The sequence below is a fragment of the Clostridium chromiireducens genome, from assembly GCF_002029255.1.
Lineage (GTDB): Bacteria > Bacillota > Clostridia > Clostridiales > Clostridiaceae > Clostridium > Clostridium chromiireducens.
The window spans coordinates 1-11,406 of sequence record NZ_MZGT01000107.1 but is presented as its reverse complement, the minus strand read 5'-3'; the positions used below and the strand labels follow the sequence as shown (position 1 = coordinate 11,406).

The window sequence follows — 11,406 nt, the reverse complement described above, 5'->3', positions numbered from 1 at the left end:
TAATTATTTTCTCCATCATTAACCTTATATAAATTTTCTAAAGCTTCTTTATAATTTCCTAGATAAAATAAATATAAACCTTTATAAAAATATACCTTAAGTAAATCTTCATTGAAACTTTCAGCTTTTTTAGCATAATAGTAGGCAATATCAAACTTATTTTGAAGAGAGAATACTTGTGATAATAGAAGGTTTGTTTCTTGATCAAGATTATCAAAATAACTTTTAAGTTTTTCCTGAATTTCATCTATACGCATATTTTTAATGGCCATAACTTCAGATATTCTAAAAATAGCATCAGAAAATTTAGGGTTTAATTTTAAAACTTCATCATAATATTTATATGATTCATCATAGTCACCAATATTAGAACAAATAATTCCTAAAAGATAATAAGGTCTATAGGTTGCAACTCCTGAAATTTCTCTTAAAAGAATCGGTGGTTCCCCCATAGATATACATTTTTTCGCAGATTCAATTGCAGAACAATATTTATTTTTTATATAAAAAATATTTGCTCTATAGAATTCAAAATCAGTACATTTAGGGTAATATTTTAATCCTTCTTCAATTAATGTTAAACATTCATCAAATTGTTGCAGCACATTATTGCAAGAAATCATTTTTAATATAAGTTTAGCTCCAAATCCAAGTGAAGGGTTAAAGTTCTTATAAGCTTTTTTAAGATAATTTAAGGCTTCAGAATATTCTCCTTTAGCTGAATATTCAACGCCCATATTATAAAGCATAAAACTATCATCAGGATTTTCTTTAAGTATTTTTTCAATAATGTTCATATTTCTCTTTCTTTTATTTTTTTCATTAACAGTTTTATTTAAATAACCATAATGATAAAATTTAATATCTGCGATTCCTAAAAAAACTTGTTTCTTTGCGTCTTCACTACCAGGCATAATTTGTTCATGAATATCTCCCGAAAATTTATATCCTTTACCATTTCTAATAAACCTTATATTTAAATTTGAGTATATATTATAATCAGAAGAATCCCCTGAGTAACTTAAAGTTTCACCGAAGTATGCATTTAATTTATTATTCTCGTCATTAATTAATTTCATTACTTTATTTTTATCTTCGCCTCTTAGCTCATCATCTGCATCCATAATTAAAATCCAATCTTTTGAAGCTTTACTTAATGAGTAATTTCTAGCATTAGCAAAACTGTTATCCCATTTGTAAAAGAATATTTTAGCGCCATATTTTTTGGCTATTTTTATTGTACCATCTGTAGAACCTGTATCTATTATTATCATTTCATCCACGATATCTTTGACACTTTCAAGACACCGCTCTAAGGTATTCTCTTCATCTTTAACAATCATACATAAACTTAATGACATAGTATTATTCTCCTTGTAAATAATTGGGTTAATTTTATGTCTTTATATTAATATATGATTATATTTTTTCACTGTGATTGTAACTATCGAGCTATTGAAATCAAATTTAATTTATCTGATAATTAACTATTGTAAATTTCACTCATCTATTAAAGTGAGTGATAACTGGGCAAGATATTAGACAAGGTGATCCTTGAGGGTATAGGTTCAACTAAAATTCAGAAGTAGATCAAACTCCAACTAAATCAACTTTAAATTGATAAATGAAAAACTCAAGGTTAATAACCTTGAGTTAGAATGCTATATAAATATTTTAAAGAACCAGTGCATTTAATTTACACATTAGGTTCTACTGAGATCAGGGACACTAAATAAGCGTCCCTCTCAATCTAAAGTTCATAACACTTACTGACTATATTACTAGCATATTGTTCCGCATGTTGCTATTGCACCAAGAGTTGCGTTATTTATACTTAAAGTACCAACTGTAACTGCACTAGTAACAGTAGCAATTACACTATAAGTGCAGCAGTCATCTGAACAACAATCACCACAATCACAAACAAAGAAAGAGAATGTTTCTGATGCTAATAGTGCTACTAAATTAAATGTGAATGCAGGTCCAACAGGGACTGGAGTAGATTGACCTCTGCATTGTTTAAATACTTGGAAATTTATAGTTCCTGTAAATGCAACTGTAGCAACTAAATTACTTGCAAATTCTAATTTTACGCAAGCATTCTTTAAACGAGAAGTGTTTAAAGAAAGAGCAGTAAGAGGGAAAGCTGTTCCCAAAACAGTAGCAGCAGGGAGAGTTACTGCACCCGGTGTACTACATCTTATAATAGTTGGACATAAATCTTTTTCTTTCCTGCAATCATCATTATTATCATGATATTTTGACATTGAATTCATAAACGAAATCCTCCTTTTAATTTGGATAAATTTTTATTGAAAATTTCTATATGGATAATTTAGGTATTTGGTTCCTCTACTATAATATATGAACTTTATCTAAAGAAGGTGATGATAATACTTGAATTTTATGATTGAATATAATAATTCAATAAAAGGATATCATTACATCTTTATAACTATTAATTTTAGTAAAGGTACTATATCTATTTATCTACAGAAATTCTAATAACTCTTAAGATTATAAAATTAATTATTTTTTAATCACTTTATTTATCACTATCATCACAATCTGGGAATAATGGATCTAAGTTTTGATCTGGATAGAACTTAGGAATAGGAGCTTTTTCAAATCTTTCACATGGATCTTCCTCTGGTTCTTCTTCGCATGCTTCTTTTGGAACAGGGCAGTAGTCATAAGCTGGGATAAGAAGTTGAACAATAAGCTCACATTTTACAACAATATAGTAACCTAAAGTTATATCTAAAACATCGTTTCCTTCTTCATCCTCTAGTAATTCACCAGCTAAAGCTTCAGCAACCATTTCAAGTTTTATTATATTAGAATCTAAATCTGCAGCATCTTGAACAGGAACAAAGCTAGCAGAAATTTGAGCTATAGACTCAGGACAATAAAATTTTCCTATTATATCGGTTCTATTAACTTCGAACAATTCACTTTGATTTATACCATTGGCATCTATATAATCTGCATAGAAAGAAATTCTGTAGGAAATAACTATTTTTTTGAAGCCAGGTTTGCCTTTAAGTGGAATCTTATCTACAGAGATTAATGTCAAATTAAAATCTCTACTACCAATATATCTTTTAGGATCTGTTAGTGGATTGCTTCTTAATTCAGAATCTGTTGTATTTGTGTCAGGACCTTCGCCATATACAAGACATCTTTTTATTAGGCATTGATCAAAAATCTTCGGTACTTCAATGCAAACTAATTCAGAAGGATCAGGTAAATGTCCTTGTTTATTTACAAGGCCAGGACGCGGCGAAAATTTCTTGAAGTTAATGGACATATATTTTCCTCCTCCTTAAAAAGTATATTGAATATAAATTTACTCAATATTTACAATATATTATATGAAATAACATTATACTGGTGATAATAAAAGTTAAATTAAAATAAGTTTTATAAAAAAGCATAATAAACTTCTATTAAAAATATAATTTTATTAAGGAGGGAGTGGCATGAATAGTATATATGTTGATTATACTGATAACATATGGAAATTTTTCCGAAATGACAATAGACAATTGTGTTATAAAATTATGTATGAAGAAGGAAAGTGGACGAAAGAAAATTTGATTAATAATGAAGTATTGGGGTTCGCTGTTTATGTTGAGGGGGATGAGAGAATACATATAGTATACAGCAATATTAATGGAGAATTAAAATATTGCACAATGAAGGATACACATTGGGTCGGAAAAACTCTATATCAAATGGATTTTGATGAGTTTCAAATAGACCATTTAAAGGTTGAAATTATTGGAGAAGAAATGCATATATTTTTTTTGCTCATAAGCAACGATGGCAGTGATCACGGAGTGTTAATGCATTGCGTTTGGAATGGACAAGAGACGAAATTTTTCTCACTACAGGACATCATATTGGTGCCTAACCTAAAAGAATATTATTTGGTAAACATAAATGAACAAAGTAGTCTTGGGGTATTTTTCATTACAGATGAAGGAGATGAAGTCTCTCTAAACTATTGTAACTTTGAAAATCGTAAATGGTCTTCTGCTAAGAGACTTTATGGGATTCAAGGAGAAGATATATCTTTTGAAGTGTTAAGGGATCAACAACAGGATGTTCATATATTAAACAAATCTAGAGAAGATTTATTGTATTTTATTGATCATGTATGTATAGATATTAGTGGGAATATACAAGTTTATAGAGTTCGTGAAAGTAATATAAAATTAATCGATCCCATAATATTTATTGAAAATAACAAATTATGTGCTTGCTGGATAGAACAAAATAAGATATTTTATTCATTTTTTAATAATGAGCAATGGGATAGTCCTATATATTTTGATAAAGGTAATGAATTTACTGTAATGAGATACCATTGTTTTATGTATAATAATAGAGAAAATTCCGTTAAATTATTAGAGGTCTACGGAACTGATGAACCGGATTTAAATTTATATATTCCCAATAAATTCACTATGAAAAATTCATTGAAATATGAAACTAATCAAATTAATAACGAAATTTCCTTTAATGAAAATGAGGCAATTCAAAGTTTAAGACTCGAATTATCTAAAGTGAAGTTGGAAAAGAAAAATTTGGAGAGGAAAATTGATTCATTAAATATGCAATTGCAAAAAAAACAAGGATTCATGGATGACTATGAAGAGAGAATTTCAATAATATTAGAACAAAAACGTAAGACGGATGAAAATTATAATGTATTTATAGAGTTACAAAAAAATCTTCAAAAAGAATTTGATGATACAAAAAAGCTGCTGGATGATACAAAAAGGCAGCTAGATGATACAAAAAAACATTTGAATGATGCAAAAGATCAGTTACTAAAAGAAAAGGATATAAGAATAAGTATAGAAAACAATTTGAAAGAACTTGAAAATGAAAATCTAATAATTAGACAGAAAGTTATTAAAATAAATGAAGAAAAGAATAAAATATATGAAGATCTTGAATTTGAAAGGAATCAATCTATTATGGAACGTTTATTAAGAAAGAGACCAAGTGGAATATAGAATCACTTCTAAAACTTTAAAACATACAATAAAGTAAAAACATCTTATAAATAGTATTAGGATAACACCAGATAGAGGTGATTTATATTAAAGCAGAAAAGTATGATTATATAATGGTATTTACCTGCCATCAGAGAGCACTATATATATATGAGCATTTAACTAAAAGAAATATTAAAGCAAAATTAGTTAGTGCTCCTAATAAAATTAATATTAGCTGCACTCAGGCAGTGAAATTCAAAGACATAGATATGGAAATTGTTCAAACAGAATTGTATAGGAATAATATTTATCCAACCGCAATGTATAAGATTTTAGGAGAAGGAAAAAATGAAACTTATGAATTAGTTGAATAAGATCTGGTTAAACCAGGTCTTTTCATGTTTTTGTTGCATAATAACGAAGGACAAAGCATAAATTTTAATATAAGGAAATAATGGGGTGACAGCGAACTTATGATCGATAAACTAGAGAAGATGATTTATTATGTATCTAATATTGGCACAGGTAGAGTATCTATTATTGATGGTGATACTTATCGCATTATAGAAGAAGTTGAAATTGGTCCAAGGCCTCAAAATATAGTTATAGATGAAAAAAATAATATATACATAGCTAGTGATAGAAATAATAAAGTTACTCTTATTCGTGATTTATTTAATTCTGATAAAACATGGAATATCCCCAATAATGGTAATATAAAAGTGGATTCCATTAATAAAAAGATATATGCATGCGATACGGAAGAGGTATGTATTTATAATTTAGAAACTAGTGAAAAGATTGGTTCTTTAAAAGGCTTTATAGCGGCAAATTGCTTGGAACTTGATAAAGACAAGAAAAGATTATTTGTATTGGATATTTTACAGAATGAAATTAAGGTATATGATACATCAGATTTTCATTTAATCAATCTATATAAAGAAGTTGGTATTTTACCAAACTCTATTATTATAGAAAAGAATGAGCAATGTATTTATATCGCTAATAAAGGGGCAAATAAAGGAATTTATAAAGGAAATATCTCTATACTTAATCTTAAAAATGGATATATTTCATATATAAACTTACAAATAGGCTCTATCATTACAGCTCTGGAACAGAATGAAAATTTTTTGTATGCAGCTAATAGTGGCTTACATAGAATTGAAGTTATAGACTTGCTAAAAAGAGAATGTATAACAAATATAAAAACTACGCTTCCCAAAATACAAAGGCTTCGATTATCTCCAGACAAAAAAATACTCCTAGTAACAAGTCGAAGTGATGATGGGAGAGGAGTAATTGATAGAATTGATACTTCTAATAATACTATTATAGATACATTTACCTTTGAAGAAAATAATATTCTTCCATATGATATTGGAATAGTAACTCAAAGTAAACTTCAAGCTCAGGAGGAATTCACTAATTTTATAGATTCAGAAGAAAAATTTAAACAGGAAAATAGTATTACTATAATTGCAAAAAAAGTTCTATCTACTTATCAAGAAAAAATAATTTTCTCTGAAATTTCAATTAGATTACCATTAAATATGGATGCAATTGTAAACCTAGAATATATTAAATTTAAAAAATGTGAAATCATAAATGAAACAAAAAATAGAACGATTGTAGATACTCGAAAAGAATACTCAATATTACAATATGATTTTTACATACCATATGTCATAGAGTTTAAAGGCACGGATGAAGAAAAATATATTGTAGAAGGAAAGATTGAAGGAATGCAGAAAGCACGGTTGTATATACCGGTTTATGCAGAACAACAGGGAGTAGAGTTTGTAGTAAATTCTTTTGCTACAATAACAAGCAATCCAGTTGTAACCAATGAAAAAATGAAGTTTGACGTTAGTGTTTTGATTTCTACAAAAGCAATTGTAGATGAAATGATATCCATCCCTATGTACAATAACTATAATCTATGGAATATTAGAGGCGAGTAACAGAATTGAAAATAATGATGAATATATTTGCATCAATAATAGAGCATATAATTAAAGTTCTTGCTCTAATAATTTTACTATTACCTGGGGCAGAACTTTAATTATACAATACATGGATAATATTCTAAAATATATTATAATGCCTCAAAGCATACTCAATTCCGTCTTCCTCAATATCTTTAGTAACAAAAGAAACTAAATCAAAGAGCAGCGGTGTGCTATTTCCCATTGCAATACTATTTTTAACGTATTTAAGCATGGCCAAATCATTTGTGCTATCACCAATTGCATATGTATTTTCATGTGGAATGCCTAACTGTTCTTCTAAATATTCTATACCTGATGCTTTTGAAAATCCAAAAGGAACTAATTCATAAAAACCTTCACCACGATGAATGAATTCAAATGTATTCTCAAATTCCACGTGAAATCTATCAAAACTACTATTTTCATTTGTCCAAATAACTAATTTGTCAAAATTAATATTAGGATCATCGAACGTTTTTCCTTTATAAAAGCCTTCTTTTATATGACGTTCTTTAATTCTGCGCACTTCATTAGAAATTATATTTGTATCGTAGTAAATATCACTCTTACCTTCCAATATGGCATCAATATTACATTCACGAAGACTATTTACTATTTGTTTTGATAATTGGATACCTAGTTCTCTGTGGAATAGCTCTTTATTTTTGAATTCTATGTAAGTACCGCACCCACAAATATAACCGTCAAAATCTAGATCTTTAATACAATCATCGATTCCTATAATGGTTCTACCTGTATTTATAAATAATAGATGTCCATTTTCTTGCGCTTTTTTTAAAGCAAGTTTTGCGCTTTCAGGAACTTTGTAAGTTACTTCATTAAGCAATGTTCCGTCAATATCAAAAAATATAATATTGGGTTTCATTTTGTTCTCCTTCCTTGCTTGTCTCTAGTTTAAATATTTAAATTTCGTATAACAAGTTTTACTTTGTTAATTATACATATTATATATAATTATTACAACTTACTACAAATAAATGGATAAGAACATTAGTTCCATAAGTTACCGATAGAAACCTTAAAACTTTACATGTTATCGTAAAATATAGTATAATTACAACAATAATTTTAAATATACGAACCATATAATTTTAAATTTTAGCAATAAATGAAAGGTGGAAAATAGTGTACTTTAATAAAGAGCAAAAGAAGATAATAAATAGCAAACCAAATGGCCATATGCTTATAAAAGGCGAAAAGGGTACAGGTAAAACTACAACATTTATAAATAAGATTCCATCATTACTTAATCATTATTGCATATCTAAGGACGATAAAATACTTGTTGCAACACGTGATGAAGAAGCTTCAACTTATGTTTCATTTATTTATGATAATATAGAAACTGAAAAATATCATCAAAGCAGTTTTTTTGATAGAGATAATAGTGATAAATTAGAGATATCTAATATAACATCTTTAATATATTATTATTTCAATCAATATAAAAACAATAATAAAAAAAATGATAAGATTGCTTCTTCAGAAGAATGCTATAATCAAATAAAAGATGCAATTAAAACTATATTAAATAAATATGAGAACAAAAAACCCAGTATATTAAACTTAGATTTTGCTCAATTTATCCAAGAAGAAATAAGATGGATTAAATCTTGTAATTACATAAATATAGACGAATATCAAGCTGCTAATCGATTTAGCAGAACAAATGATAATCTTACAATTTCTGCACCTAAAGTACTTAGGAAGAATTCAAAACAAAGACAAACTATATTTGATATATTAATTGAATACAACAATAATTTAAAGAAAATAAATAAAATTGACTTTGAAGATGTGGCTATTTTGGCATTAAAAGAAGCAAGCACTACGCTGAAAAGAAAGTTTACTCATATTTTTATTGATGATTGTCAAATGCTAACCAAAGTTGAAATAGAGTTTTTGAAAGCATTATATAACGAAAAGACTTACTCAAGTATTACTTTTTTATTTGAGAATTCAGCAAGCAAGAATTCTAAAACTTGGTTAACAAGTGGAAAATCATTTGCAAGTTTAGGATATGATATGAAAGGAAAAAGTATTACATTAAAGACAAAACATTCTGAAACACTTAATGAATGTAGAAAAGACAATGAAGTTAATGAAAAAAAGGTTATAGAATGTTCAATAACACAAAATGTTAATTCGATAAAAGATACTTTAATAAACCAACCTCTAAAACTAGATACTGTTAGGTACATTGATTTGAAAAGGAATGTTCATCATAGCTTCATTAAAGACTCTGGAACAGTTAATGAAATTTATGTAGAACATGATGGTATTGAAGAAAGAGTTGAAGATGTTATAGAAATCCCTGTATTTAGTGAAATAGCGGCTGGTAATCCAATTCTAATGAATGAATATATAGAAGATAATTATTATTTGCCAAAAGATTGGGTACGCAGCACTAAAGATGTGTTTATGTTAAAGGTTAAAGGGGATTCAATGATAAATAAAAATATCTATGATGGCGATTATGTAGTAATTAGCAAACAAGGTATGCCAAGTATAAATGATATTGTTGCTGTTGATATTGAAGGTGAAGCTACTTTAAAGACGTACAAAAAAATAAACAGACAAATTGTACTTATGCCTGAAAATGAAATATATGAACCTATTTTTATTACAGATCAACAATTTAGTTTTCTTGGGGTAGCAATCGGCCTTGTTAAAAATTCATAGATTTAGTGAAAAACCTTGTAATAATTGGTATAATTTATTACAAGGTTTTATCATACTTTCTTCGATAAATTTTCATGAACATGATTCAAACTTTAAGTATATATTTACTAATATAACCAAAATGTAAAAATAGAAAGGGGATGAGCAATTACATGTTTGAAATCAAGGGTCTAAAATTTAAAGGTATATTGGATATTCAATACTTACAGATTAATAAGCCTATATCATGCATTATAGGACCTTCAGGTAGCGGAAAAACAACTCTGTTGCGTATGCTAAATTCTTTAAACATTCCAGATGAAGGGAGAATTCTTTATAATGGTCAGGATATTTCTAAAATAGATACTGTAAAACTAAGGCGAAAGGTTGTTATGCTTGGACAAAACCCCATAATCTACAGTGGTTCAATTGAAGATAATCTTCAAATTGGTTTAGAGTTTTCAAAAAAATTACCTGCATCAAAAAGTACTTTAATAGAAACTCTTAAAAGGGTAGAACTCAATAAAGAATTATCTGAAGGGTGTGCAAATCTTTCTGGTGGTGAAAGACAAAGATTATGTCTAGCTAGAGTAATGCTTATGGATGCTGATACTTATTTATTAGATGAACCTTCTGCTGCATTAGATAAAGTAACCGAAGAATTCATAATTGATAACTTTTCACGGTTTGTATTAGAAAATAAAAAAGAGTTAATCATGATTACTCATTCCGAACACATTGCACAAAAATTTCTTGAATCAATAATAAGAATTGAAAACGGAAAAGTTACGGAGGCATATCATGAATAATAATTCTATAATGGATCTTTCTATCTTACAACTTTCCATAGCATATATTTTTGTTATTATGATGCTTATTATATTTAAGTCTAGAGGAATAAGGCGTGAGAAGCAGATTTTAATCGCTTCCACAAGAATGACCTTGCAGTTAACTATAATGGGTTATATTTTAATGTTTGTATTTAGAAACCCAAGTTGGTGGCTTACTTCTTTAATGATTATAGTTATGATCTCTTTTGCAATTTATAACTCTATTAAGAGAGTTAAGATTAAAATGTCACGAGAGTTAAAAACAATTATTGCTTTTTCATTAGGTTTGGGATCACTTTTAACGGCGACATTTTTTATACTTGTGGTATTAAATGTGCGTCCATGGTTTAATCCACAATATTTTATACCTATTTCAGGAATGATTGTAGGTAATAGCATGACAGGTATTGCTTTAGGAGCTAATAAATTATGTAGCGATTTTGAAGATAAAAGGATTGAGATAGAAAATTCATTAATGTTAGGAGCAAGCCCACTAGCTGCTACAAAGGAAATTGTTAATAATGCTTTTGATAATGCTATTTTGCCTACAATGAATAATATGCTGACTATGGGAATTGTGTCTTTACCAGGTATGATGACAGGACAAATTCTTTCTGGAACTTTTCCTTTAACTGCAATAAAATATCAAATTGGTATTCTACTTGCTATATTAGGAAGTACAGCCGTGTCAACAGTTTTATTTGTAACTCTTGGCTATAGAACATTCTTCACGAAAGATAATAGATTAAAATAATATGAATTTTATTTGTATATTTTTCATAGAATTCAAGGTAAGCATTTTATTCTACGTTTAGAACTTTGCATATATTAAAACTTTATCAACTCGGAGTTATTTTTCTATGAAAAATTTAAATTTAATAAATTATATTATTT

The 11,406-nt window shown here is 27.9% G+C and carries 10 protein-coding genes; 6 read left to right on the top strand and 4 right to left on the bottom strand.

Annotated elements, in window-relative coordinates:
* From CLCHR_RS22495 to CLCHR_RS22485, 3 genes are all read right to left on the bottom strand, one after another.
* Nucleotides 1-1,361, bottom strand: a 1,361-nt coding sequence (locus CLCHR_RS22495; protein WP_079442141.1) for a glycosyltransferase, incomplete at its 3' end; no start/stop codon positions are given.
* A 420-nt stretch (nt 1,362-1,781) separates the two neighbouring features.
* Nucleotides 1,782-2,276, bottom strand: a complete 495-nt coding sequence (locus tag CLCHR_RS22490) for a DUF4489 domain-containing protein (protein ID WP_079442140.1) — start codon at nt 2,274-2,276, stop codon at nt 1,782-1,784.
* Nucleotides 2,277-2,545: 269 nt separating this feature from the next.
* Entirely contained in the window at nt 2,546-3,310 is a 765-nt protein-coding gene (locus tag CLCHR_RS22485) for a hypothetical protein (protein WP_079442139.1), read from the bottom strand.
* A gap of 172 nt (nt 3,311-3,482) precedes the next feature.
* Here CLCHR_RS22485 and CLCHR_RS22480 point away from each other — a divergent pair, with 172 nt between their 5' ends.
* From CLCHR_RS22480 to CLCHR_RS22470, 3 genes are all read left to right on the top strand, one after another.
* Entirely contained in the window at nt 3,483-5,027 is a 1,545-nt protein-coding gene (locus CLCHR_RS22480) for a hypothetical protein (protein ID WP_079442138.1), read from the top strand.
* 86 nt (nt 5,028-5,113) lie between these two features.
* Nucleotides 5,114-5,383 (top strand): putative Se/S carrier protein, encoded by a 270-nt coding sequence (locus CLCHR_RS22475; protein WP_079442142.1) that lies wholly within the window; start codon nt 5,114-5,116, stop codon nt 5,381-5,383.
* Between the two features lie 99 nt (nt 5,384-5,482).
* On the top strand, nt 5,483-6,973 hold the full coding sequence (locus CLCHR_RS22470) for a YncE family protein (RefSeq protein WP_079442137.1): 1,491 nt from the start codon (nt 5,483-5,485) through the stop codon (nt 6,971-6,973).
* 124 nt (nt 6,974-7,097) lie between these two features.
* Here the strand turns inward: CLCHR_RS22470 and CLCHR_RS22465 are convergent, their stop codons facing one another.
* Nucleotides 7,098-7,886, bottom strand: coding sequence for a Cof-type HAD-IIB family hydrolase (locus CLCHR_RS22465; RefSeq protein WP_079442136.1), 789 nt, complete (start codon nt 7,884-7,886; stop codon nt 7,098-7,100).
* A 260-nt stretch (nt 7,887-8,146) separates the two neighbouring features.
* Between CLCHR_RS22465 and lexA the strand changes: the two genes are divergently transcribed.
* From lexA to CLCHR_RS22450, 3 genes are all read left to right on the top strand, one after another.
* Nucleotides 8,147-9,703, top strand: a complete 1,557-nt coding sequence (lexA, locus tag CLCHR_RS22460; RefSeq protein ID WP_079442135.1) for a transcriptional repressor LexA — start codon at nt 8,147-8,149, stop codon at nt 9,701-9,703.
* Between the two features lie 152 nt (nt 9,704-9,855).
* A complete protein-coding gene (locus CLCHR_RS22455) occupies nt 9,856-10,491 on the top strand; it encodes an ABC transporter ATP-binding protein (RefSeq protein WP_079442134.1) in 636 nt (211 codons plus the stop codon).
* On the top strand, nt 10,484-11,266 hold the full coding sequence (locus CLCHR_RS22450; protein ID WP_079442133.1) for an ABC transporter permease: 783 nt from the start codon (nt 10,484-10,486) through the stop codon (nt 11,264-11,266). The genes CLCHR_RS22455 and CLCHR_RS22450 overlap by 8 nt, the downstream gene beginning before the upstream one ends.
* The last annotated feature ends 140 nt before the right edge of the window (nt 11,267-11,406 follow it).